A 24,849-nucleotide genomic window follows, 5' to 3' on the forward strand; every position below is an offset into this window, starting at 1 on the left:
AAAAGTGCTACAGCGTCCTTTGCGCGTCCGAGAGGACGCGCGGCGCTGTAGGAAGCCCGGCGCAAAGCCGGGCTTTTTTGCAACCCTCGCTGAAAAAAGTGCGGGTCCTGTCGAAAAAGTCGCCGAAAAACACGGACAAGTCCGCGCCGGCCCTAGCATCCGGGCAGCACCGCTCCTAAATCGAGACAACGTGCCGGCAAACGACGCGACATGCATCAAGACGTTGAGCATCCGGACTGCGGGAAAAGATGAAAGCTGATTTCTACGAAACGCTGGGCGTACAAAAGGGTGCCGACGACAAGGAGCTCAAGAGCGCTTTCCGCAAGCTCGCCATGCAGTTCCATCCCGATCGCAACCCCGGCGATCATTCCTGTGAGCACAAGTTCAAGGAAATCAACGAAGCCTACGAGACGCTGAAGGACCCGCAGAAGCGCGCGGCCTATGATCGTTTCGGTCACGCCGCCTTCGAGCAAGGCGGCATGAATGGCAGTGCGCAAGGTTTTGGCGCCGGCGGCTTCGCCGACATTTTCGAAGATATTTTCGGCGACATGATGGGCGGGCGCCAGCGCCGCTCGTCGGGTGGCCGCGAGCGCGGCGCCGATTTGCGCTACAATATGGAAATCACGCTCGAAGAGGCGTTTGCCGGCAAGACCGCGCAAATCCGCGTGCCGGCCTCGATGTCATGCACGGAATGCTCCGGGACCGGCGCCAAGCCCGGCACCCAGCCGGTCACCTGCTCGATGTGCCATGGTCACGGCAAGGTCCGCGCCACGCAAGGCTTCTTCTCGATCGAGCGCACCTGCCCGCAATGCCAGGGCCGCGGCCAGACGATCAAGGACCCATGCCCGAAATGCGCCGGCCAGGGCCGCGTCACCGAGGAGCGCTCGCTGTCGGTCAACATTCCGGCCGGCATCGAGGACGGCACCCGCATCCGGCTTGCCAATGAGGGCGAAGCCGGCCTGCGCGGCGGCCCGTCGGGCGACCTCTATATTTTCCTGGCGGTGAAGCCGCACGAATTCTTCCAGCGCGACGGCGCCGACCTTTACTGCAAGGTGCCGATCTCGATGACGACTGCAGCGCTCGGTGGCTCGTTCGAGGTGACGACGCTGGACGGCAGCCAGACCAAGGTGAAAGTCACCGAAGGCACGCAGAACGGTCGCCAGTTCCGCCTCAAGGGCAAGGGCATGCCGGTGTTGCGCCAGCCCAATGTCGGCGACCTCTACATCCAGACCGCGGTCGAAACACCGCAGAACCTGACGCGGCGCCAGCGCGAGTTGCTGGAAGAGTTCGAGCAGCTGTCGTCAAAAGAAAATTCGCCCCAGTCGAGCGGCTTTTTCACCCGCATGAAGGACTTTTTCGAGTCCTTCGGCGAGCGCTGATTTCCAAGCAATTAAGCTGCAGACGACGACTGCGCCCGGCACGCTTCCCGAACGTCATCAACATCTTATGCCAGATCGCGCCTTGCCTTGGACCTGTTAGCTGCTAAGTAGCGTGCAGGGGGGTGGTTGAGGAGAACTTGCATGGCACGTGGTCCGGGATTGCGGAAGGCGCTGGCGGAAAAGTTCGACGACGAGCTCAAATTCTTCAAAGGCTGGATCGACAAGCCGAAGACGGTCGGCTCGATCGTGCCGACAAGCTCCATCACCGCCCGCAAGATGGCTTCGATCGTCAATCCGAAATCCGGCCTACCGGTGCTGGAAGTCGGCCCAGGAACAGGCGTCATCACCCGCCAAATTCTTGCCGTGGGCGTGAAGCCCGAAAACCTCTACGCGGTCGAATATTCCACCGATTTCGTGCGCCATCTGCGCCAGCTCTATCCTGGCGTCAACATCATCGAGGGCGACGCCTTCAATCTCAACGCCACGCTTGGCGAGAAGCGTGACATGGTGTTCGACTCCGTCGTCTCCGGCGTGCCGCTGCTGAATTTCCCTGTGGCACAGCGCATCGCCTATATCGAAAGCCTGCTCGACCGCATCCCGGTGGGGCGGCCGATCGTACAGCTGACCTACGGGCCGCTGTCGCCGATCCCGCCCGGCCGCGGCGACTACACGGTCAAGCATTTCGATTTCATCTTCCGCAACATCCCGCCGACGCAGCTGTGGATCTACCGGCGCGAGGCGCATTGATTTGAGTGATCCTTGGCTGTACCTGTCCCGGGACAAGGTTGGCCAATGGCAGTGATTCCGAAAATCCTCGTCTTTGCCGGCTCGGTGCGCAGCGGCGCCTTCAGCGGCCGGACCGCTGATGTGGCGCAGAAGGAGCTCGCCATGCAGGGCGCCGAGGTGACGCGCATTTCGCTGGCCGACTATACGCTGCCGATCCTGGACGAAGACCTCGAAAAGGAAAAAGGCGTTCCCGACAATGCCGTAAAGCTTGGCCGGCTGATCGCCGCCCATGACGGGCTGCTGATCGCAACGCCCGAATATAACGGCTCGATCCCGCCGCTGCTCAAGAACACGATCGACTGGGTAAGCCGGGTGCGCACGGATAGCGGCCGCACGTTCAGGCCGTTTGCCGGCAAGGTCGCGGGCCTGTGCTCGTCTTCCAAGGGACATTTCGCAGGGATACGCTGCATCAACCATCTGCGCGCCGTGCTGGTGCGCTGCCAGATGGAAGTGGTGACGCCGGAATGCTCGGTAGCCGATGGCGGCACTGCCTTCGACGCCGACGGCAATTTCAGGGATGAGAGACTGAACAAATCGATGGAGCATCTATGCCGCACGCTGATCGAAACCTCGCATATGCTGTCGACCCGGGCATGACCCACGCGCCGACCATGCATGCCCAATCCATGCAGGAAAGGCTGATCGTCGGCCTCGATGTGCCGACGGTGAAGGAGGCCGAAGAGGCGGTGCGCGCGCTCGACGGCGTCGTCTCCTTCTACAAGATCGGCTATCAGCTGGCCTTCGCCGGCGGGCTCGACTTCGCCAGGGAACTGGCCAGCGGCGGGACCAAGATCTTTCTCGACATGAAGCTGCTCGACATCGACCACACGGTGGCCAAAGGTGTCGAGAACATCGTGCGCATGGGGATGACCATGCTCACCATCCATGCCTATCCCAAGGCGATGCGTGCCGCGGTGGAAGCCGCCAAGGGCAGCAACCTCTGCCTGCTGGCGGTCAGCGTGCTGACATCGATGGACGAGCAGGACGTGATCGACGCCGGCTATGAATACGACCCGCACACGCTGGTGCTGCGGCGAGCCGAACAGGCGCTGCATGCCGGCATGGGGGGCGTCGTCTGCTCGGCCGAGGAGGCGGAAGCGGTGCGCCGCATCGTCGGCCCCGACCTGGCGGTGGTGACACCCGGCATCCGGCCCAAGGGCAGCGACCATGGCGACCAGAAGCGTGTGGTGACGCCCGGCCAGGCAATCCGCAACGGCTCCAGCCATCTTGTTGTGGGCCGGCCGATCGTCGCCGCAAGCGACAGGCGCGCGGCGGCGGAGGCCATAGTGGAAGAGATGCGCTCGGCATAAAGCAATTCCAGGAAAAGTGTGAAGCGGTTTCCGTCCGGGATTGCGTCAGGAAAGAAGCGAGGAGAAACAGATGCCCAAGGGATACTGGATCGCGCGCGTCGATGTGCGCGACGCTGAAGGCTACAAGGACTATGTCGCGGCGTCTAAGCTCGCCTTCGAGCGCTTCGGCGCGAAATTCCTGGCACGCGGCGGCGAGCACGAAAAGGCCGAGGGCCAAGGCCGCGCCCGCAACGTCATCATCGAATTCGAATCGCTCAGCGTGGCGCATGATTGCTATCACTCGCCGGAATACCAGCGCGCCGTCGCCATCCGCCAGAAGGTGGCCGAAGGCGAGATCGTGCTGGTCGAGGGGGTTTAGCCGCTCAGCCTGCTTGCCGCAGTTGCGGCCATCGCATCGGCCAGCGTCTTGCCCCACTGCTGCCGGCAATAGGCACGGAAATCGAAGCAGGGCAGACCTGGGCAGACCTCGAACTCGATGAGGTGGACGTGATCGTCGGCCTCGACCCTGAAGTCGATGGAAAACACGTCGCGCAGGCCAAGCCCGCTCATTAGTCGCTCGGCAATACGACGAATGGTTGCCGCGGCAGCCGGCTGGGCGTCGACGACCGGCTCCAGCACCGGTTCGCTGTAGAGCCCGGCTGCCTTGGCGGCCTCGCCGGTGTCGCCGTAAAGCGCCATCGAGTCAGCCATGGTCTGGAAATCGCCGCCGGAGTCGACGAAAGCGATGCCGAGTGCTTCCGCGCCGGTCTCTGGCTCAAGCCCGAGGAAACTGGCGCGCACATTGCGGCCGACGACATAGGGCTGGACGACGACATCGTCGCGATAGGCGGCGTAGACACGCCGGCTAAGTTCCAGCGCGTGCTCCAGCTCGTGGCAGCGCGAATCCGGCCAGATGCCGACCTTGGAGCCGAGCCGGTTCGGCTTGACGAACCAGCCGGCGGCGGATGGCGGCGGCTCGGCCAGCCAGTGGCCGTCGCGGGCGAGGCCGGCTTGCGGCACCGGCAGGCCGAGCGCGCCGAGCACGGCGCCGGAACGGAACTTGTCCTGGCAGAGCGCGAACATCGCATCGTCGGCGCCGACGGTTTTGAGCCCGTTCAGACGGGCAAGCGCGGGCGCAGCGGCGCCGCGGAAATAGGCGATGCCGTCGGTCAGCGTCCAGACCAGTGTCGTCTGCGGATCGGCCTTCGCCAGCGCTGCTGCCGCATCGTCGAGTTCGACCGGCAGGAAGGCGAGGCTGCGTCGCTCGCAAGCGGCGGCGAGTTCATCGAATTCGGGGGCAAGATCGGTCGATTGCGCCAAATAGGACGAGATTTCCAGGGCACGCTCGGCAGGAAAGCCATCGGCAACCAGCCGGTCGAAACAGGCCTTTTCCGGCTCGTGGACGAGGATCAAGGTCGGGTGGTTCTGCGGCATTGAATGGTCGGCTCCCGGCGATAGAGGCTATTACCATCCCACGGCAGGCACCATCGGCTTGCGTGAAACCGACCGGGCCGGGCGGTTGCGTGACAACCGTCAACGAAGCACTGGCGCCTCTCAGGCGATCAGCACGCGCGGCTCGAAGCGGCCGTTGACGGGGATGTCGAGCAGGAAGGTCATGCCGGCCTGCGGATCGAGCTTGCGCTGCTTGTCGTCCTTGCCCTTCCAGGCCGAGGTCACCGCCAGCCTATCGGCTTTAGCGCCGACGAAGGCCGGGCACGAGGTCTGCCCCGCCGGCACGGCAATTTCGCGCAGCAATGTGCCATCGGGCGCATAGGCCTTGACCGCCTTGCCGCCCCAGACGGCGTTCCACAGCACGCCGTCGCGGTCGACGACCGAGCCGTCGACATAGCCCTTCGACGAGCGGTGGTCGACGAACACTTTCGATTCGCCAACCGGCAGGCCGGTCGCCGGATCGCAGGCGACGCGCATCAACAGGCCGGTCGCGGTGTCGGTGTAGTAGGCGATCGTCCCATCCTGCGAAAAACAGATCGAGTTCGACACGGTGATGCCGGTGTAAAGCGTACGCAGCTCGCCTTTGAAGAACCAGTAGATCGAGCCGGCGCCCTTGCCCTCGTTTTTGGCCATGGTGCCAACCCAGAAGGCGCCGCAAGGGTGGACGCGCGAATCGTTGGAGCGCGTCAGCGCATTGTCGGCCTCGATGGCCGTATGCAGCGCCAGCTTGCCGGTCGCCACATCGCGGACGTGCAGGCCGGTCTCGGTGGCGATCAGCTGGCGCTTGTCGTCGATGATGGCGATGGCGCTGGCCATCTGGCCGAGCTCATGGACTTTCAGCACACCTGAGGTGACGCCCTGCTCCAGCAACAGCCCGTTGACGATGTCGAACCAGAACAGCGTATCGGTGGCGGGATCGTAGCTCGGCCCCTCGCCCAACTCGCAGATATGGTCCGAAAAAACGGAAACCTTGTCCATCATGCCTCTCCGCCGAAAGCAGCATCCCGGGCCGCCACCGCCGCCCGGGCGCGCGTGGCCACCTCGTCGACGCTCATGCCAGGCTTGAACAGGCTGGAGCCGAGGCCGAAAGCGGTCACCCCAGCCGACTTGTAGCCGGCAAAGTCTTTCTCCGAAACGCCACCGACGGCGCCGACCACGGTGTCGGCAGGCAGCACGGCGCGCATCGCCGAAATACCGCCGGCGCCAAGCACGCTTGCGGGGAAGAATTTCAGCGCCGAGGCGCCAAGCCGGATCGCCAGGAAAGCCTCGGTGGGCGTGAACACGCCGGGCATCGTCACCATGCCATGGTGCATGGCGCGGGCCATGACCTCGGCATCGATGTTGGGGCTGACCAGCAGTCTGCCGCCGGCCCTGGCCAAGGCGTCGACATCCGCCGCCGTCAGCACCGTGCCGGCGCCGACCAGCGCCGTCTTGGGCAGCGCCGCGACAATGCTGGCGATCGACACGAACGGCTCGGGCGAATTGAGCGGCACCTCGATGGCTTCGATGCCGGCTTCGAACAGTGCCTGCCCGATAGCCACCGCCTCGCCGGGCTTCAGCCCGCGCAGTATGGCGACAAGACCACGCTTGAGCTCTGGGAAAGGTGCGGTCTGGGTCACACGGTCACTCCATTTCTGGCAATCATGCCATTTTCCCGCGCGGCCTCGATCAGGCCGGAACGCACCGCCTCATCGGCGTCGACCGTCCTGACGGCAAGTCCGGCAAGGTCGAGCGCCTGCCGGTAAAGGCCGGCAAGCGCGCCCGAGGCAACCAGCACGACTGCGGTGGCGCTTTCGCCGTAGCGACGGCCTGCCGAGGCGATTTCGCCACCGATCAGCAGGCCGGACAGGCACGCGGCAGCGTCGTCGGCTTTCAAGTCCTGCAGCAGGCCGGAGGCACGGATCGAGAACAGCCGCGAGGTAACATCGCCGCCTTCGGCCAGCGCCTTGCGGCACCAATCCTGGAAGAACGGATTGTCCGGGGTGACCGGCTTCGGGGTCTCGCCCAGCGAATGGCGCAGGATCGAGTGAGTGGCCAGCACCGAAAAAAGCTCGCCCGTTGGCCAGGTGCAAAAACCATCGACCGCACCGTCCTCCACCAGAACCCATTTCGAATGGGTGCCGGGCATACAGACGAGATGGCGGCCCTTTGCCGGCAAACCGGCGCCGGCAAGCTGGGTTTCCTCGCCGCGCATCACGTCCGGCGCGTCTTCCAGGCGCTGCGCCAGGCCAGGCACGATGCGGACGTCGCGGCTCTGGCCGGGCACGCGGGCGGCGCCCGCGAGAATGGCGTCGATCGGCGTAGGCACCGTGACGTAAGGCGCTTCGAGCCAGCCCTGGCGGGATCCGGCCATGCCGCAGATGATGACCGGCAGCGTGTCAGGTGCGCCAAGCGCCGCCAGATGACCTTCGAGAACGGTCGAAAAGCCCTTCTGCTGCGCGGTGATCAGGCCGTCATCGCCGCGACGTTCGGCAAGCACCCCACCCGCCTCGTCGACCAGCCAGACCCGCATGCGGGTCGTGCCCCAGTCGACGGCGGCGGCGGCCGGGGCTTTGCCCGCTGCTGCCTGGCTTGTCGGGCTCACAGGAAACCTCCGTCGACGACCAGCATTTGCGCCGTCAGCATACGCGATGCGTCCGAGGCCAGGAACAGCACGGTGCCGACAATGTCGTCGGGCTGCATGACCTGCTTGATGCATTGCTTGGCGACATGGGCGGCAAGCCCCTGTTCGGTGACCCACAGTTCCCTTTGCCGCTCGGTGATCACCCAGCCCGGCGCAATCGCGTTGACGCGGATGCCGTCGACGCCGAGCTTGCCGGCGAGGCCCTTGGTGAGGCCGAGGATGCCGGCCTTGGCGGCGGTGTAGGCCGGCATGTCAGGATGGTTGATGAGATAGGAGGTCGAGGTGAAGTTGATGATCGAACCGCCACCAGCCCGCTTCATGCCCGGCGCCACCGCTTGCGCGGTGAAGAAATGCGGGCGCAGATTGACGGCGAGGTTGTTGTCCCAGAACTCGACGGTGACGTCAGCGACATCGTGGCGCTCGTCCCACGCGGCATTGTTGACCAGCACGGTGACGTCGCCATGCACTTCTGCCGCCCGGGCAGCGGAGGCGCGTAGCGCCTCGACATCGCGCAAATCGGTCTTGAGGTAGAGCGGCCGCCGGCCAAGTTCCTTTTCGACGCGGTCGGCGAGCATCGTGCTTGCGCCATCGGCGATGTCGATGAATGCGACATTGGCGCCCTGGCGGACAAAACCCTCGGTCAGTGCCGCACCAATTCCGGAACCGCCGCCGGTGATCAGCACCGAGGCGCCCCTGAGGTCGGCAAAATCCGCCGATGGCATCATATTTTCCTACTCCCGCTCCGGTCGGCGCGCATCCTAGCCAGCCAAGTCCGGGGAGCAAGGGCGAAAACGGCGATTTGTTCGGCTTATGTCAGACAAAAAGACGCAAGATGGCAGACGAGGCCGTGCCGGCCTGGAGCCGCTGACCTGATCGACGCATGGCAGACCGGCGCTCAGATCGCCTTGGCGTAGAGGGCGCCGCGATAGGAATCGCGGAGGTAGCCGAGCGTGGCGTCGGCATCGACCGGCTTGCCGAACAAATAGCCCTGGCCGCCGGCGCAGCCGAACTGGACGAGGCGGTCGGCCTGCGCCTCCTCCTCGATGCCTTCGGCGACGACATCCATGCCGAGCCCTTCGCACATGGCGAGAATGGCGCGGATGATGTGTTCCGACGGACGGTCGTCGAGGATGGAGGAGACGAAGGCGCGGTCGATCTTGAGCTTGTCGAAGTGGAATTCGCGCAAGCGGCCGAGAGAGGACTGGCCGGTGCCGAAATCGTCGAGCGAGACGCGGATGCCGACCCGGCGCAGATCCTCGACGATCTTCTCGGCCGAGGCCGGATCGTTCATCAGGCCGGTTTCGGTGATCTCGATCTCCAGCCGGCGCGGATCGAAGCCGGTGCGGTCGAGGATCGACAATATGTGCAGGCCGGTGTTCTGGTCGACGAGCTGCGAGGGCGACAGGTTGAAGGACAGGAACAGGTCCTTCGGCCAGCTGCGCGCCGCTTCGGTCGCCTTGCGCAGCACCAGCTGCGACAGCGGGCCGATGATGCCGCGCTCCTCGGCGATGGGAATGAACACGGTCGGCGGGACGACGCCGAGGTCGCGATCGGTCCAGCGCGCCAGCGTCTCGAAGCCGATGGTGCGGCGGGTGTTGAGGTCGACGATGGGCTGGAAATGCGGTTCCACCTCGCCGGCCGAGACGGCGCGGCGCAGCGCCTGCTCGATGCGGGTGACGCGTTTGGCCGCCTCTTCCATCTCTCTGGTATAGACGACGACGCGGCCACGGCCCGAACGCTTGGCGTGGTAGAGCGCCGTTTCGGCCTTGTTGACGAGGATTTCCGTGGTTTCGTCGCCGGAATAGAACAGCGAGCAGCCGACCGAGGCCGATAGCCTGGCGGTGCGTTCGCCGACATCGTAGGGCGCCGACAGGATTTCGATCATCATGCGCGACTTCTCGGCCGCCGCTTCCTCCGAGAACACCATCGGATAGAGGAATGCGAATTCGTCGGCGCCGATGCGGCAGACGGTGGAATGGCTGTCCATCGAGGCGCGCAGCCGCATCGCCACCTGGATCAATATATCGTCGCCGGCCTTGTGGCCGAACAGATCGTTGATCGGCTTGAAGCCGTCGAGGTCGAGAATGCCGACGGTGAAGGGCGCGGGATCGTCGGCACGGTCGCTGATCAGGCGGTCGACCTTGTCGAAGAAGCGGCGATGGTTGCCAAGCCCGGTCAGCGTGTCGGTGAACGCCAGATCCGAGTTTTCCCTGCTTGCCTGCCCGGTGCCAAACGTCGTTTGCATCGGTATCCCTGTTTTTGACGTCCGAAATTTACGCTGAGACTGGCAGCAAAGCGTTTAGGAACCGTATCGCGAAATCGATTTTTCGCTGGCGAATGATGCTTTAGCGGACGCGGTAGAGTTCGACCGGGTTTCCGCGCGTTTCGGCGACCGGTTCGAGCCAATCGGGGACGCCTCCCTGCATCAGCTGGGCCAGGAAGCCTTGCGGCGCCTTGGCGGCGAGCAGCTTGCTTTCGGCGCTGCCGCGGCAGAGTGCCACCAGGCCGACATGGTGCTGCGCCACGATCGCCTTGGCCTGGTCCGCCGATCCGAGGAAGGCATCGAGCGCAAGCAGGTCGCCGGCGATGTTGCGATGATAGGGGCCGGCAAAGACACGGTGGCCGGAATAGGCCAGGATGGGCGAGCCGAGATTGGAAATGGCAAGCACCGTGGTGTCCGGCAGCGCGGCCAGTGTCGCGAAGGAGGCCTTGCGCGTGCAGGCCGAATCGGCGCCCTTGGCCGCGGCGGAGACCTTGTCGGCCTCGAATGCGCTCGATGTCGCGGCGGCAGCGCCGGCCCAGACGGCATTCACCGATACCAGCCAGACTGCCGCCATGCGCAGCGACACGCTGCGCGAAGGGCTGATGCTCGCCCGTTCGCGCCAGCTTGCGATCCAGGCCGACAGCGGGATGACGGCCAAGGCGATCGAGAATGTCGAGCCGCGGACCTGCCAGGCGCTGACGATGAAGGCGGCGACCAGCAAGGCGCCGACCAGGCTGTCCTGGCGGCGCCACGGTCCGCGCAGGCGAAGCGCCATCAGCAGGATTGCCACCAGCGGCGTGACATAGCGCGCCGCCAGCGAGGCCGGTTCGCTGACGGCGATATGGAACAGCGACTGTGCCTCGTCGATGTGGTCGAGCCACAATTCCTTGAGGCGCGGATCGAGGTTTGCGTAGGGCGCCGCAAGGCATTGCGGAAACAGCGCCACGACGACGGCGCCCAGCACAAGCGCGAGCAGGCCGAGCGAGACCAGGCGGCGGCTGCGCGTGGTGCTGAATGCGTCGAGCGAGGTCACGACCGCAAGGCCAAGCCCGGCGATCGTCGCCACCACGAATTGCACCGTCGAGAAGGCGTCGCACTGCGCCTGGCCCCAGGCCGATGGCGGAATGGTGGTGACGAAGACGAGCGCCGAAATCCCGGCGAAGCCGAGACCGAAATCCCTTGCGGTCCGGTGCTCACCGCCGGGGTCGACGACGAACAGCAAGGCGATACAGGCGCCGATGGTGGCGACATAGGGTGCGGTTTCCATGCCGACGGCCAGCGTAAGTGCCGCGCACAGGCCCGAAATCAGCGCCGCCCAGCGGCGCGTGGGCGCCTCGAGCAGCAGGCTGAGGCTGGCCATGGTCAACGTCAGCTGGACATTGTGATGATCCAGCGCACCCGGCAGGAAGATGCCGATGAAATGCAACGCCGCCGCGCCTATGACGATTGCGGGCAGTACGGCGCCGGCGCCGGCGAAGCTGCGCGCCGCGCGGGCGAGGCAGAACACCGCCAGGCAAAACAGCAGCGCCGGCCACAGCACCTGTGCGATCGACTCGGCCATGGCCATGCTGCCGGTCAGCGCCGAAGCGGCGAGGATGATGGCGGCGAGCGGCGCATCGACCAGCCGCGACCAGTGCATGACGAAGCCGCCCTCCGGCCCCATCCGGTACTGATGCAGGTCGAACCAGCCCTGGCCGGCCAGCATGTCGCGAACCTCGACCAGCCGCAGCAGGCTGTCATTGTCGCCGCCGGCATTGCTCAATTCGCGAAAGCCGGTGGTGGCATTGACGGCCAGCACCACCAGCATGGCAAGCAGCGCCAGCGCCATATCGGACTTCCAGGAGGAAGCACCCGCCTTGGCTGCGTTCATCATCATGGCCTTTGTCGGAAAGAAGCTCGGCTTAAACCTAGCCTTAACAGCTTCAATAAATAGTAAAGTCGCCTGAGCGAGGCCGCCTTTGAGCGCGGCCGGAGGCTCCGCCGGGCATCGGGAGACGGAAATGCCGCACGAAGTCCGCCACGAGCCGGTCATTGCCGTGCTCCTGCCTTGCTACAACGAAGAACTGACCATTGCCGAGGTGGTGCGGCGGTTTCGCGAGACGCTTCCGTCGGCCGCGATCTATGTCTATGACAACAATTCCAGGGATTTGACCGCGCTCAAGGCCCGCGCGGCCGGCGCCATCGTCATCCGCGAGCCGCGCCAGGGCAAGGGCAACGTCGTGCGGCGCATGTTCGCCGACATCGATGCCGATATCTATCTGATGGCGGACGGTGACGGCACCTATGAGCCGGAAGATGCGCCGCAGCTGATCAACATCCTGCAGACCGAGCGCTGCGACATGGTGGTGGGCACCAGGCGCGGCGTTACAGACGATGCCGGCCGTTCCGGCCATGCCTTCGGCAACCGCATCTTCAACAGCCTCTACAAGCGGCTGTTCGGCACCGACTTCACCGACATCTTCTCCGGCTATCGCGTCTTCTCGAGGCGTTTCGTCAAGAGCTTCCCCGCCGTGTCCGGCGGCTTCGAGATCGAGACCGAAATGTCGGTGCATGCCTCGCAGCTCAAGCTGCCGGTCAGCGAGATCGCGCTCGACTATGGCCGCCGGCCGGAGGGATCGTCGTCGAAGTTGTCGACCTATCGCGACGGCGCCAGGATCCTGTGGATGTTCGCCATGCTGATGAAAGAGACGCAGCCGCTGCGCTTCTTCGGCGCCTTCGCCATTTTCTTCCTGGCATCGAGCCTTACCCTGATGACGCCGGTGCTGATCGAGTTCGCCCAGACCGGCCTGGTGCCGCGCATGCCGACCTGGGTGCTGTCGGTCGGCCTGCTGCTGCTCTCGATGCTTGCGATGATGACCGGACTGATCCTGGATTCGGTATCGCGCGGGCGCGCCGAACAGAAGCGCATTTTTTATCTCTCGGTTCCGTCGGGCCGGGTCGAACGGCGCGAGCGCACGAGCGAAACCCCGAAAACCGAGTCGGGCAAGACGCCCCGGGCCGCCTGAGGCCGTGGGCAGGCTCGCCCGCTTCGTTTTTGCCGGCGCTGTCGGCTTTGTCGGCGATGCCGCGGCTCTCTGGCTGCTTTTGGCAGTGACGCCACTCGGCCCCTTCATCGCGCGCGTGCTGTCGATCGGCTTTGCATTGTGCGTCACCTGGCAGATCAACCGGCACCTGACCTTTTCGCCGTCGAGCCGCGGCCTGACGCAGGAGGGTGCGCGGTATGGTGGCGTCGGCATCGCCACCAGCATCGTCAACTATCTCGTCTATTGCGCCATCCTGTTCGCGCTGCCGGCAATGCCGCCGCTGGCGGCACTTGCGATTGCCTCGCTGGTGGCGATGGCGCTGTCCTTCCTCGGATACTCCCGGTTGGTCTTCGACCGCTGAAGCGCTGGTCCGAGGAACCCGCGGAGCGCATGAGCCGCGCTCCACATTGACCGCATGAGCCTAACGTTGAGGTTGATGTGGTTCCGGTCAGATTTGTCGCCGAAGGCGAGGTAGCCCCCTTGTCGAAGCGGGAGCGGACAAGCTCGGCTACGCTGGCATGGGCTTGGCTGGTCAGAATTTCTCGAACCGCCGCTCCACCTTGCGCGCGAACACTTCCCTCTTTTCGTTGGATATGCCCTCGACGGAATATCTCGTCATGTACAGATGCTTCACCTTGCTTCCACACATGGTCTTCAGGCCCCGCAGCAGCACCTTCCTTCCAGGATTTTGCATATATATTTCCGTATACCACCAGGGCGATCCGCACGTCGTCACCACCCCCATTCGGCGGATGTTCAGAAGCGCCGGTTTGATGACGCCACCATCCGCCGGCACGTGATACGCGACCCCGGGTCGCCAAACGCGATCGAAATAGCCTTTCAGCATGGCGGGCATGCCTGACCACCATGTTGGAAAGCAGAACACGCACGCGTCAGCCCATTGCAAAGCGTCGATATAGACCAGCAAATCCTCCGGTGTTTTAGAAGGATCAAAGTGGCCACGCCGCTCTTCTTGTTGCATCACTGGATTGAAGCTCATTTCGTAGAGGTCGAAGTCGATGACCTCGTCGCCCCTGGCTCTAAGTGTCTGCACGACACGTTTGTGAAGCGATGCCTGGTAGCTGTCGGCGAGTGGGTGTGCGTAGACGACATTGACTTTCATTCACGGCTCCCCCGGGCGCAAGCATATATTAGCCAATACTCAAGCAAAGGCTAAGAGCCGAACGGCGCTGCCTTGGAGCCGTCGGCCGAGGGCCAGCTCGTCGAACCCGAACAAAGGGGGTGAGCGATCGGCTACGCCGCCCGGCCGATTTGCTGCAGACGACACGCATTTAGCCTGAGCCAAGCAAGCGTGATTGGCAGACGGCACCGAGTTCCTTATATCGCTGTCGTCGACGCATCGACCCGAACGTCGCTCCAATCGCGCCGGAGACCGCCATGAAGCTGAAAATCGCCGTCCAGATGGACCATGTCTCCACCGTCTCGATCGCCGGCGACACGTCGTTTGCGCTGTCGCTGGAGGCACAGCGGCGCGGCCACCAGCTGTTCCATTACACTCCTGACCGGCTGTCGATGCTGGGCGGCAAGGTGTTCGCCCGCATCGAGGAGATGAAGCTCCGCGACGAGAAGGGCAATCACTACACGCTGGGCGACAAGGTGCGCACAGACCTGTCGGAAATGGACGTGATCCTGCTGCGTCAGGACCCGCCCTTCGACATGAACTACCTCACCACCACGCATATTCTGGAGCGCATCCACCCGAAGACGCTGGTCGTCAACGATCCGGCCTGGGTCCGCAACAGCCCGGAAAAAATCTTCGTCACTGAATTCCCGGATTTGATGCCGGAAACGCTGATCACCAAGGATCCCCAGGAGGTCGCGGCCTTCCGCAAGGCGTTCGGCGATATCATCGTCAAGCCGCTCTATGGCAATGGCGGCGCCGGCATCTTCCATCTCAAGGAGGACGACCGCAACCTCGCCTCGCTGCTCGAAATGTTCGCCCAGCTGTCGCGCGAACCCTATATCGTGCAGCGCTACCTCAAGGACGTGCGCAAGGGCGACAAGCGCATCATCCTGATCGATGGCGAAGCGGTCGGCGCCATCAACCGTGTGCCGGCCGACCATGATTCGCGCTCCAACATGCATGTCGGCGGCCGCGCCGAAAAGACCGAACTGACGGAGCGCGAGCGCGAGATTTGCGCCCGCATCGGACCGTCGCTGAAAGAGCGCGGCTTCATCCTCGTCGGCATCGACGTGATCGGCGACTACATGACCGAGATCAACGTGACCTCGCCCACCGGCGTGCGCGAAGTGCAGCGCTTTGGCGGCGCCGACATTGCAAGCCTGTTCTGGGACGCCGTCGAGGACAAGCGGAGAAAATAGGAGCCCTACGCCGGTTTGGCGTACTGCTCGGCGCTCATGACTTCGATGCACACAAAGCGTTCGGTGCCTTCCACCCAGGCATCGTGGCCGGGTGGAATTGTATAGGACGTGCCCTGCTCGAACGTTTTCTGCGTGCCGTCATTCATTTTGACGGTGATGGTTCCGGACACGACGTAGCCGACATGCGACACCTGACAACTGTCCGTCTTGACGACCGGCTTTACACACTCGGACCATTTCCATCCTGGCTCCATATTGAGCCGCCCGAGCGTAAAACCGGGAAGCCGCACCACTTCGACGCGTGTCTTGTTGGGCGAGCGTACTTCATCCGGGTTGTTGTGTGACTTGGATGCCAATTTCGTGACGTTCATTGCACTTTCGGCCATGTCATCCTCCCCTATGCTGGACGCGGAGTCTGATGTTGCGATTGTCGGAACCACAGCGGGATACATATCACGTTTGGAGCCGATCTATAAGCGATTGCTAAATAATGATATCGACTCCTTGGGTCTGACGCTTCAGTTCGGCGCGCAGCCCTTCTCGTCGGCCCAACCTTGCAGGCGGCGCTGCATGCCGCCCCATCGCATCTAGAACACGATAAAGTCGTCCGCGGTGAGCCAGGTGCCCGCCTCGACGGCGGCAAACTTGACAGCCGCCGCGCCGCCTACCCCGTCCACATCGAACAAAAGGTCGCCGGTCACGTCGTTGTAAAGGACGTGGTCGCTGTCATCGATGGCTTGGTGACCAACCGCGAAAGCCGCCGCGAAAAGCGGGCCGGCCTGCAGCCCGACAAAAACGGAGCTGTCCAGGCGGATCATATCATCTTGCGCATCGAAGTCTTCGATCCTGTCGCAATTCGCCAGTCCAAGCGCGTCGAACACGAAGACATCCCTGCCCTCGCCGCCGGCCAGCCGGTCGCCGCCGGCGCCGCCATTGAGGATGTCATCGCCAGCGCCGCCGCGCAGGTCGTCGGAGCCGGCGCCGCCGTTGAGGGCATCGTCGCCCTCATCGCCACGGATGCCGTCTGTGCCCGCGCCGCCGCTTATGACATCATTGCCGGCGCCGCCCTTCAGCCAATCCGTGCCTGCGCCGCCGATGAGGGTGTCGGCGCCGGTGCCGCCGAACAGCTGGTCATCGCCGACGCCGCCATCGAGCGTATCGTTGAACGACGTGCCGATGACACGGTCGCCACCGCCCAGCGCGGTGACGAGCGCGGCACGATCATGGGCTCCATAGTTCACATTGTTCGCGGCCTCGGTCAGCGCGATGGATTCGGCCGGTGGAGCAACCGTGATCGTAATCGTCGCCAGATTGCTGTTGCCCTGGCCGTCCGTGGCGTAAACCGTAAAGCTGTCGGTGCCGACGAAGCCCGCCTCGGGTGTGTAGTCGAACAGATTGCCGTTCAGAAAGTCGGCATGATAGTGCAGGCTGTTGCCATAGTGACCCTGGTGAAACGGATAGTGGTTGCCGTCGAAACGCGTGCTTTGTTCAAAGATGCCGTGGTCCGGCCCATCGACGACGACAAAGCTCAGGAGATCATAGTCGGCATCGGCGGCGCTGAATTTGATGTCGTCGAGAAGTTCCCCCTGCGAAACCGAGACATCCAGATTGGCGACCGTGGGCGCATGATTGACGAACGTGTCGGGCTGCAGCGTGCCGCCCTCCAGGATGATCTGGTGCTGGCCGTATTGGGTGTTTTCGCCGCCAAAATACTCGTTCGCCCCGATCCATGTGACGGTGATGGTGTCGGGGTTGTCGGCGTTGACCGAGACGATCCGGGCCGACAGGTAGGCGGCCTGGTCGGACAAGGTGCGGAGAAGATTGCCTTCGTTGTCGAAGACCTGCGTCTCGACCGTCGTCCAGGTCTCGGTCCTGCCCTCATTGGTGAAGCTGGTGATGGTGAAGAAGCCGTCGAAGACATCGACCGAAGCCACGTCGATCCCGCCGAACGGGAAATCGGGCTTTGCCCCTATCGGCCCGATCACGTCGCCGTCGGGTTCCGTGATGCTGAAAAGCACCGCGTCTGGGCTCGGATTGGGATAGTCGGGTTCTTCCCATACGGTGAGCTGACTGCCATTGCTTAAGGTCGGCATCCTGTTTTCCTCGCTTTGGCGCCTGGACGCGCTGCGGATGTCCCCCGATCCCAACCATACCATAATATGCTAGTCGGATCGGTGACACCCAACCACGCCGCGCCTTTGTGGTTAATTCTGTCTCGGGCGAGGGCAGGTGTCGGCATCGTATGGTGCCGGAAGGACGGCGACACTTGCATGTTCCTGTAATGTTCTTGCCTTGGCCTGAAATCTATGGTTGTCTTAGGCTGACATCGCTCGCAGTCTGATCAGAAAGGCCCGAGCGAGCCGGTATCCGGGGGCAGGGCAAAATGGTGGCGCGGGTTCGCACGGTTGCTTTCCAGGGCATCGAAGCCGTGCCGGTCGATGTCCAGGTGATGATCGCGCCGGGCAAGGTCGGCATGCAGATTGTCGGCCTGGCCGACAAGGCGGTGGCCGAAAGCCGTGAGCGGGTGCAGGCGGCACTCCATGCATCGGGCCTGTCGATGCCGTCGAAGAAGGTCACCGTCAACCTCGCGCCGGCCGATCTGCCCAAGGAAGGCAGCCACTACGATCTGCCGATCGCCCTCGGCCTGATGGCCGCACTCGGCGCCATTCCGGGCGACATGCTGGCCTCTTATGTCGTGCTCGGCGAATTGTCGCTCGACGGCACCATTGCCGCGGTCGCCGGCGCGCTGCCGGCGGCGATCGGCGCCAATGCCGAGGGCAAGGGGCTGATCTGCCCGTTCGGCTGCGGGCCGGAAGCGGCCTGGGCGGGCAAGGATTTCGACATATTGGCGCCGCGCAGCCTGATAGCGATTGCCAATCATTTTCGCGGCACGCAGGTGCTGTCGCGGCCCGAGCCCGGCATCCATGTCTCGGCGCGCGACCTGCCCGACCTCTGCGACATCAAGGGCCAGGAGAGCGCGAAGCGGGCGCTGGAAGTGGCGGCGGCCGGCGGTCACAATCTGCTGATGGTCGGGCCTCCGGGCTCCGGCAAATCGATGCTGGCGCAAAGGCTGCCGTCGATCCTGCCGCCGCTGGCGCCCAAGGAACTCTTGGAAGTCTCGATGATCGCCTCGGTGGCGGGCGAGCTTGGCGAAGGCAAGCTCACCGACCGGCGGCCGTTTCGCGCCCCGCACCATTCGGCCTCGATGGCGGCGATGGTGGGCGGCGGCTTGCGGGTGCGGCCGGGCGAAGTTTCGATGGCCCATCATGGCGTGCTGTTCCTCAACGAGTTCCCCGAATTCTCGCCGCAGACGCTGGATGCGCTGCGCCAGCCGCTGGAAACCGGCGACTGCATGATCGCGCGCGCCAACCACCGCGTCACTTATCCGGCGCGCATCCAGCTGGTGGCGGCGATGAATCCGTGCCGCTGCGGCATGGCCGGCGAACCAGGCTATCGCTGCCTGCGCGGCGAGCGCTGCCGCACCGACTACCAGGCGCGCATCTCCGGCCCGCTGCTCGACCGCATCGATCTCAGGATCGAGGTGCCGGCGGTCTCGGCCGCCGACCTCATCCGGCCGGACCGGGCGGAAAAGAGCGCGGCCGTTGCGCAGCGCGTGGCGCGTGCCCGCACCATCCAGCGCGAACGTTTCGAGCGGCTCGGCGTCACCAGCGCCACCACCAACGCGCATTGCTCGCCGGCCATCATCGAGGACATCGCCGCGCCGGACGCCGCCGGCCTGTCGTTGCTCAAAGACGCCAGCGAGAAACTCGGCTTTTCGGCGCGCGCCTACCACCGCGTGCTGAAAGTGGCGCGCACGCTGGCCGACCTCGACGCCAGCGAGACCGTCGGCCGCATCCACCTGGCCGAGGCGATTTCCTATCGCATGATGTCGGAGCGCGTGGCGCAGGCGGCTTAGCTGATCTCCCCCCTCGTGGGGGAGATGCCCGGCAGGGCAGAGGGGGGCGTGAAGGATCGCCAACCTTGCTGAGCCTGCGCAGCCGAAATCGGGGCTCGGTGCCATTATGAAGAAAGAATGAGAGTCCGGAGGGACAGCGCCCCCCTCTGTCCTGCCGGACATCTCCCCCACAAGGGGGAGATCAGCTGTCTTACTTCGCCTTCAGCTCCAGCCTGCGCTTGTGCAGCACCGGCTCCGTGTAGCCATTCGGCTGCTCGCGCCCCTTGAACACCAGGTCGCAGGCGGCCTGGAAGGCGATGGAATTTTCGAAGTCGGCGGCCATCGGGCGGTAGAGCGGGTCGCCGACATTCTGCAGGTCGACTGTCGCCGCCATGCGGCGCAGCGAATCCATCACCTGAATTTCGGAGCAAACCTTGTGGTGCAGCCAATTGGCAATGTGCTGCGAGGAGATGCGAAGCGTGGCGCGGTCTTCCATCAGGCCGACATCGTTGATGTCCGGCACCTTGGAGCAGCCGACACCCTGGTCGATCCAGCGCACGACATAGCCCAGAATACCTTGCGCATTGTTGTCGAGCTCGCGCTGGATCTCTTCCGGCGTCCAGTTCGGACGCACCGCCACCGGCACCGAAAGGATGTCATCGAGCTTGGCCTTTGGTCGGCTCTTCAGCGCCACCTGGACGGCATGAACATCGACCTTGTGATAGTGGGTGGCGTGCAGCGTCGCCGCCGTCGGCGACGGCACCCAGGCGGTGTTGGCGCCGGCCTTGGGATGGGCGATCTTCTGTTCCAGCATGGCCGCCATAAGGTCGGGCATCGCCCACATGCCCTTGCCGATCTGGGCGTGGCCGGCAAGCCCGCATTCCAGGCCGGTATCGACATTCCATGCCTCGTAGGCGGAGATCCAGGCGGCCTGCTTCATGTCGCCCTTGCGGATCATCGGCCCGGCCTCCATCGAGGTGTGGATCTCGTCGCCGGTGCGGTCGAGGAAGCCGGTGTTGATGAACACGACGCGCTCTCTTGCCGCGCGGATCGCCTCCTTGAGGTTGACGGTGGTGCGCCGCTCCTCGTCCATGATGCCCATCTTGATGGTGTTTTTGGCCATGCCGAGCAACGCTTCGACGCGGTCGAAAATCTCGACAGCGAAAGCAACTTCCTCCGGCCCGTGCATCTTCGGCTTCACCACATACATCGAGCCGGCGCGGGAATTGGCGCGGCGGCCGTTCGGGCCGACATCATGCAGCGCGATCAGCGCCGTCAGTGCCGCATCCATGATGCCTTCCGGCACCTCGTTGCCATCGCGGTCGAGGATGGCGGGATTGGTCATCAGATGGCCGACATTGCGCACCAGCATCAGCGAGCGGCCGGGCAGGCTCAGCGCACCGCCATTCGGCGCCGTCCAGGCGCGGTCCGGGTTGAGCTTGCGCACGAAGCTCTTGCCGCCCTTGCTGATCTCTTCGGCCAGGTCGCCCTTCATCAGGCCGAGCCAGTTGCGGTAAACCACGACCTTGTCCTGTGCATCCACCGCCGCGACCGAATCCTCGCAGTCCTGGATGGTGGTCAGTGCCGATTCCAGCACGATATCGGCAATGCCGGCCGGGTCGGTGCGGCCGATCTGGTTGGCACGGTCGATCAGGATTTCGATGTGCAGCCCGTTCTGCACCAGCAGAATGGCTTCCGGGTTGGCGGGCTCGCCACGATAGCCGGCAAACTGTTTCGGGTTGGCGAGCGTGGTGCCGCCGGCGCCGGCGCTGAGCCGCAAGATGGTGCCCTGAACTGTAAGCCCGTTCACGCCTGCCCATTTGCCCGAGGTGAGCGGCACGGACTCGTCGAGGAAGTTTTTCGCCCAGGCCACCACCTTGGCGCCGCGCGCGGGGTTGAAGCTTTTGCCCTTCTCGGCGCCGCCGGTCTCGGCGATGGCATCGGTGCCGTAGAGCGCATCGTAGAGCGAACCCCAGCGCGCATTGGCGGCGTTGAGCGCATAGCGCGCGTTCATCACCGGCACGACCAGCTGCGGCCCGGCGACGATTGCGATTTCGGGGTCGACATTATCGGTGCTGACCGAGAAGGCAGGGCCTTCGGGAACGAGATAACCGATCTCCTTCAGGAAGGCCTTGTAGGCCTCCATGTCGATCGGCGCGCCATTGGCGCGGTACCAGGCGTCGAGCTTCTCCTGCATGGCGTCGCGTTTGGCCAGCAGCGCCCGGTTCTTCGGGCCGAGATCATGGACGATGGACGAGAAGCCGTTCCAGAAAGCGTCGGCCGCAATGCCGGTGCCCGGCAATGCTTCGTTGGCGACAAAGTCATTGAGCTCGCGGGCAATCCGCAATCCGGCGATCTCGACGCGATCGGTCATCAGGGCTTCTCCAGATGAAAGGCTTTGCGGCCTTTGGCATGTCAGGGATGAAGGGTCAATTCAGCTTAGGGTGAAGGTGGGGATATTGGCTGAGGCGAAGGCGATGATGAGAGCGTCCTTCTCCCCCCTTGAGGGGGAGATGGCCGGCAGGCCAGAGGGGGTCGGTTCGACTGGATGCGCCCCCCTTGCGACAGATAAGGTTAGCGCTCTACACCGCAATCCTTGGCCTGCCTGACGCCACCGCCACCACATGGGCTTCGATGAACATGCGCTGGGCCTCGACTGTGGAGACGCGGAATTCGGTGGCGACTTCGATTTCGGCATTGTCGGTGCCGGCATCCTTCGCCCGCTCCGCCACGATAGCCCTTACATCCGCTTCAGCCGCCGCGATCGCCTTGGCCTCGTCGGTAAAGTCGCGCACGGTTTGCCCCGAGGCCAGGCGAAACAGGCCTTCCTTGGGCTGGCTGACGCGGGCTTCGGCGGAGACGCGGACCTGGCCGACGACGGCGCCGAGCGCGTTGGCGACGTCGGTGTCTTCCGGCACCACGCAGTCATTGCCGACCAGTTCGGCCAACCCGGCATAATGCAACGGCGCCGAGGCGCCGAGGCCGATGACCGGACGGTCGAGCGCGACGCTTAGGCGCGCGATGCCGGGATGGGCATCGACGGCGCGCTGCACCAGAGCATGGGCGACGGTGGCGGCGCCATCCAACCCGTCTTCGGCAAAGGCGGTTTCCAGAATATATTCCGCCGACCAGCGCGTCAGCGTCACCAACACGCGCTCGGAAATTACCTCGGGAGAGGCGGCGATGTTCTGGCCGCGGCCGTCGCGCTTGCGGGCAAACAGCTCGGCGCCAAGGCGAGCGGTGGGGGCATCCCAGTTGGCTTGCTTGCCCAGCACATGGGCGGCATCCGAAGGCGTAAAGCCCGAGATATGCACCAGGCCGCGCGACACAAGCCGGTTCAACGTGGCGTTTTGGGCGTTCGAGGCGAGCAGCCTGTCGATGGCGAGCGGCACAGCGCCGATCTGCTCGTAGAGTTTGGCTTCAGGCGCGGTCAGGCCGGCGGCGAGCCGGTCCGGCACGCCGGTGCGCAGCGCAAAGCGGCCATCCATGCGGCCGGGGTTTGGCGCCCGCAACTGCCGCTCGAGCTCCGATGTCACGGCAACACTATGCATCATGCCGGCCAGCGCCAGCGGCACCAGGCGGCGCGGGCCGAGCAGGATTTTCGGGTTGAGCGCGCCATCTTCCAGCGTCACTTCGGAATCGCCGCCGAGGCCGAAGGTGCGCATGGCCACCGCCTCGACCATGGTGCGGAAGCCGCCGACTGTGGCGCCTTCAGGATCGAGCCTGGGACGGCCGCCATCGAGCACGGCGACATCCGTTGTGGTGCCGCCAATGTCGGAGACCATTGCGTTGTCCAAGCCCGTCATGTGGCGGGCGCCGACCAGGCTGGCGGCCGGGCCGGACAAAATCGTCTCGATCGGCCGCTGGCGGGCAAAGGCGGCCGAAACCAGCGCGCCGTCGCCGCGCACCACCATAAGGGGTGCGGCGATCTTGCGCGCCTCGAGAAAGCCCTCAGTCGCCGCCACCAGCCGGTCGATCATCGAGATCAGCCGGGCGTTGAGCAAAGTGGTGAGCGCCCGGCGCGGGCCGCCGAGCTTGGCTGACAATTCGTGGCTGGCGGTGACCGGCAGGCCGGTCTTTTCGCGGATCAGGTCGCGCGCGGCAAGCTCATGCGCCGGATTGCGGGTGGCAAAATAGGCGCAGACGGCAAAGCCAGACACCGAGGCGCCGAGTTCGGGCAGCGCCGCCTCGAGGCCTGCAAGGTCGAGCTTGGCCGCATTGCCGTGGACATCATGGCCGCCCTGACAAAACACCACCGGGTCGGTGCCGAGCGCGGTCTTCAACCCGTCGCGGGCAAGGTCGGCTTCGGTAAAGCCAATCATGATCAGCGCAACGCGACCGCCCTGCCCCTCGACCAACGCGTTGGTGGCAAGCGTCGTCGACATCGACACGAGTTTGATCGAGGCCGGGTCGGTGGCGGATTTCTCCAGCACCGCGTCGACGGCGCCGGAAATGCCGACGGCAAGGTCGTGCCGCGTGGTCAACGCCTTGGCCTTGGCCAGCACCTTGCCTTTAGGACCACCTTGTTCCGACCACAGCACAGCATCGGTATAGGTGCCGCCGGTGTCGATGCCGAGGAACAGGGGTTTGGGCTTGGTGGTCATTTCTGGCGGTCCGGAATTCTGTTCCCCCGCCCTTAGCCGATACGGCCTCGCGGATAAAGGCAGGAGAGGTGGGCCAGTTTGACCCTCCTCCTCGCCGCTCATGCCCGCCAAACTTTGTAACGGTCACATTTTTTCATTGGTGCGCGGCCTGCCTTTGCGTGCACCATGCGCCGATCTCATCCCTCTCAGGACTTCGTCATGACCACGCTTCCCGGCATTGCCGACATCCACGCCGCCGCCGCGCGGCTCTCCGGCCTGATCGTCGAAACCCCGCTGATCGAATCGTCGGAACTCAACAAGCGCTTCGGCGGCCGCATCCTGTTCAAGCCGGAGACGCTGCAGCGCACCGGCTCGTTCAAGTTCCGCGGCGCCTACAACAAATTGTCGACGCTGAGCGAGGAAGAGCGCGGCCGCGGCGTCGTCGCCTTTTCTTCCGGAAACCATGCTCAAGGCGTCGCCGCGTCCGCCGCAATGTTCGGCGTCAAGGCAGTCATCGCCATGCCCGCCGATGCGCCGGCAATGAAGATCGCCAACGTTCGCAAGATGGGCGCCGAGGTGGTGCCGTTTGATCGTTTTCGCGACGACCGCATGACCGTGGTGCGCCCCTACATGGACAAGGGCATGGTGCTGGTGCCGCCCTTCGACGATCCGGCCATCATCTCAGGCCAGGGCACGATCGGCCTCGAACTGATGCGCCAGGCCAAGGCGCTCGGCGTCAGCCTCGACGCGGTTCTCATCCCTTGCGGTGGTGGCGGCCTGTCGAGCGGCATTTCGATTGCGGTCAAAAACGCCTCGCCGGATACGGCCGTCTGGGCGGTGGAGCCCGAGCATTTTGACGACACCCGCCGCTCGCTGATCGAGGGAAAAAGGGTTTCCAACGAGCCCGGCCACAGCTCGATCTGCGATGCCATCCTCACCGCAGAGCCTGGCGCCATCACTTTCGAGATCAACCGCAAGAACCTGGCCGGCGCCATCGCCGTCTCCGACAAGGCGGCGGCGCAGGCAATGCGCGACGCCATGGCCCATCTAAAACTGGTGGTCGAGCCCGGCGGCTGCGTCGCGCTGGCAGCACTTTCCTCGGGCGAGATCGAGTTGTCGGGCAAGAGCGTGGCCGTGGTGCTGTCGGGCGGCAATGTCGATTTCAGCACCTATGCCGAGATCATGGCCGCGGCCTGAGAACCGATATGGCGGC

The 24,849-nt window shown here is 64.4% G+C and carries 22 protein-coding genes; 10 read left to right on the plus strand and 12 right to left on the minus strand.

Going from position 1 to position 24,849, the window contains the following annotated elements:
• The first annotated feature begins 248 nt into the window (after positions 1-248).
• The 5 genes from dnaJ (at position 249) to FJV77_RS13990 (ending at position 3,833) form a co-directional block, all read left to right on the plus strand.
• Positions 249-1,379 carry a molecular chaperone DnaJ gene (gene dnaJ, locus FJV77_RS13970; RefSeq protein ID WP_142867386.1) on the plus strand — a complete coding sequence of 377 codons (1,131 nt, stop codon included), beginning with the start codon at positions 249-251 and terminating at the stop codon, positions 1,377-1,379.
• 141 nt (positions 1,380-1,520) lie between these two features.
• Positions 1,521-2,126 carry a phospholipid N-methyltransferase PmtA gene (pmtA, locus tag FJV77_RS13975; protein ID WP_142867387.1) on the plus strand — a complete coding sequence of 202 codons (606 nt, stop codon included), beginning with the start codon at positions 1,521-1,523 and terminating at the stop codon, positions 2,124-2,126.
• Between the two features lie 45 nt (positions 2,127-2,171).
• Positions 2,172-2,762 (plus strand): NADPH-dependent FMN reductase, encoded by a 591-nt coding sequence (locus FJV77_RS13980; RefSeq protein WP_142867388.1) that lies wholly within the window; start codon positions 2,172-2,174, stop codon positions 2,760-2,762.
• Positions 2,759-3,475, plus strand: a complete 717-nt coding sequence (gene pyrF, locus FJV77_RS13985; protein ID WP_185970310.1) for an orotidine-5'-phosphate decarboxylase — start codon at positions 2,759-2,761, stop codon at positions 3,473-3,475. The genes FJV77_RS13980 and pyrF overlap by 4 nt, the downstream gene beginning before the upstream one ends.
• A 70-nt stretch (positions 3,476-3,545) precedes the next feature.
• Positions 3,546-3,833: a DUF1330 domain-containing protein gene (locus tag FJV77_RS13990; protein ID WP_142867389.1), complete on the plus strand. Its 288-nt coding sequence runs from the start codon at positions 3,546-3,548 to the stop codon at positions 3,831-3,833.
• Here FJV77_RS13990 and FJV77_RS13995 read toward each other — a convergent pair.
• The 7 genes from FJV77_RS13995 to FJV77_RS14025 form a co-directional block, all read right to left on the minus strand.
• Positions 3,830-4,888: a D-alanine:D-lactate ligase-like protein gene (locus tag FJV77_RS13995; protein ID WP_142867390.1), complete on the minus strand. Its 1,059-nt coding sequence runs from the start codon at positions 4,886-4,888 to the stop codon at positions 3,830-3,832. The genes FJV77_RS13990 and FJV77_RS13995 overlap by 4 nt on opposite strands.
• A gap of 120 nt (positions 4,889-5,008) precedes the next feature.
• Positions 5,009-5,884, minus strand: coding sequence for an SMP-30/gluconolactonase/LRE family protein (locus FJV77_RS14000; RefSeq protein WP_142867391.1), 876 nt, complete (start codon positions 5,882-5,884; stop codon positions 5,009-5,011).
• The gene (locus FJV77_RS14005; RefSeq protein ID WP_142867392.1) at positions 5,884-6,525 is read right to left on the minus strand and encodes a 2-dehydro-3-deoxy-6-phosphogalactonate aldolase; all 642 of its coding nucleotides are present in this window, start codon (positions 6,523-6,525) and stop codon (positions 5,884-5,886) included. Before FJV77_RS14005 ends, FJV77_RS14000 begins: the two co-directional genes overlap by 1 nt.
• On the minus strand, positions 6,522-7,490 hold the full coding sequence (locus FJV77_RS14010; protein WP_281408585.1) for a 2-dehydro-3-deoxygalactonokinase: 969 nt from the start codon (positions 7,488-7,490) through the stop codon (positions 6,522-6,524). The genes FJV77_RS14005 and FJV77_RS14010 overlap by 4 nt, the downstream gene beginning before the upstream one ends.
• Positions 7,487-8,254 (minus strand): SDR family oxidoreductase, encoded by a 768-nt coding sequence (locus FJV77_RS14015; protein ID WP_142867394.1) that lies wholly within the window; start codon positions 8,252-8,254, stop codon positions 7,487-7,489. Before FJV77_RS14015 ends, FJV77_RS14010 begins: the two co-directional genes overlap by 4 nt.
• A gap of 170 nt (positions 8,255-8,424) precedes the next feature.
• A complete protein-coding gene (locus FJV77_RS14020) occupies positions 8,425-9,774 on the minus strand; it encodes an EAL domain-containing protein (RefSeq protein ID WP_142867395.1) in 1,350 nt (449 codons plus the stop codon).
• Positions 9,775-9,874: 100 nt separating this feature from the next.
• On the minus strand, positions 9,875-11,668 hold the full coding sequence (locus FJV77_RS14025) for a GtrA family protein (RefSeq protein ID WP_246691256.1): 1,794 nt from the start codon (positions 11,666-11,668) through the stop codon (positions 9,875-9,877).
• A gap of 124 nt (positions 11,669-11,792) precedes the next feature.
• Between FJV77_RS14025 and FJV77_RS14030 the strand changes: the two genes are divergently transcribed.
• Positions 11,793-12,797: a glycosyltransferase gene (locus FJV77_RS14030; RefSeq protein ID WP_142867396.1), complete on the plus strand. Its 1,005-nt coding sequence runs from the start codon at positions 11,793-11,795 to the stop codon at positions 12,795-12,797.
• A 4-nt stretch (positions 12,798-12,801) separates the two neighbouring features.
• A complete protein-coding gene (locus FJV77_RS14035) occupies positions 12,802-13,176 on the plus strand; it encodes a GtrA family protein (RefSeq protein ID WP_142867397.1) in 375 nt (124 codons plus the stop codon).
• A 171-nt stretch (positions 13,177-13,347) separates the two neighbouring features.
• On the opposite strand, the gene FJV77_RS14040 is transcribed toward FJV77_RS14035, so the two are convergent.
• Positions 13,348-13,938, minus strand: coding sequence for an NAD(P)H-dependent oxidoreductase (locus FJV77_RS14040; RefSeq protein WP_142867398.1), 591 nt, complete (start codon positions 13,936-13,938; stop codon positions 13,348-13,350).
• A gap of 275 nt (positions 13,939-14,213) precedes the next feature.
• On the opposite strand from FJV77_RS14040, the gene gshB reads away from it, so the two are divergent.
• Positions 14,214-15,158: a glutathione synthase gene (gene gshB, locus FJV77_RS14045; protein WP_142867399.1), complete on the plus strand. Its 945-nt coding sequence runs from the start codon at positions 14,214-14,216 to the stop codon at positions 15,156-15,158.
• 5 nt (positions 15,159-15,163) lie between these two features.
• On the opposite strand, the gene FJV77_RS14050 is transcribed toward gshB, so the two are convergent.
• Together FJV77_RS14050 and FJV77_RS14055 are read right to left on the minus strand one after the other, a co-directional pair.
• Entirely contained in the window at positions 15,164-15,544 is a 381-nt protein-coding gene (locus FJV77_RS14050; protein WP_142867400.1) for a cupin domain-containing protein, read from the minus strand.
• A 201-nt stretch (positions 15,545-15,745) separates the two neighbouring features.
• Positions 15,746-17,251 (minus strand): Ig-like domain-containing protein, encoded by a 1,506-nt coding sequence (locus tag FJV77_RS14055; RefSeq protein WP_142867401.1) that lies wholly within the window; start codon positions 17,249-17,251, stop codon positions 15,746-15,748.
• Between the two features lie 290 nt (positions 17,252-17,541).
• On the opposite strand from FJV77_RS14055, the gene FJV77_RS14060 reads away from it, so the two are divergent.
• Positions 17,542-19,074 (plus strand): YifB family Mg chelatase-like AAA ATPase, encoded by a 1,533-nt coding sequence (locus tag FJV77_RS14060; protein WP_142867402.1) that lies wholly within the window; start codon positions 17,542-17,544, stop codon positions 19,072-19,074.
• A 190-nt stretch (positions 19,075-19,264) separates the two neighbouring features.
• Here the strand turns inward: FJV77_RS14060 and FJV77_RS14065 are convergent, their stop codons facing one another.
• Positions 19,265-21,427, minus strand: coding sequence for a malate synthase G (locus FJV77_RS14065; protein WP_142867403.1), 2,163 nt, complete (start codon positions 21,425-21,427; stop codon positions 19,265-19,267).
• A 208-nt stretch (positions 21,428-21,635) separates the two neighbouring features.
• On the minus strand, positions 21,636-23,657 hold the full coding sequence (locus FJV77_RS14070; protein ID WP_142867404.1) for a hydantoinase/oxoprolinase family protein: 2,022 nt from the start codon (positions 23,655-23,657) through the stop codon (positions 21,636-21,638).
• Positions 23,658-23,855: 198 nt separating this feature from the next.
• On the opposite strand from FJV77_RS14070, the gene FJV77_RS14075 reads away from it, so the two are divergent.
• On the plus strand, positions 23,856-24,833 hold the full coding sequence (locus FJV77_RS14075) for a threonine/serine dehydratase (RefSeq protein ID WP_142867405.1): 978 nt from the start codon (positions 23,856-23,858) through the stop codon (positions 24,831-24,833).
• The last annotated feature ends 16 nt before the right edge of the window (positions 24,834-24,849 follow it).

The sequence above is a fragment of the Mesorhizobium sp. WSM4306 genome, from assembly GCF_007003975.1.
Lineage (GTDB): Bacteria > Pseudomonadota > Alphaproteobacteria > Rhizobiales > Rhizobiaceae > Mesorhizobium.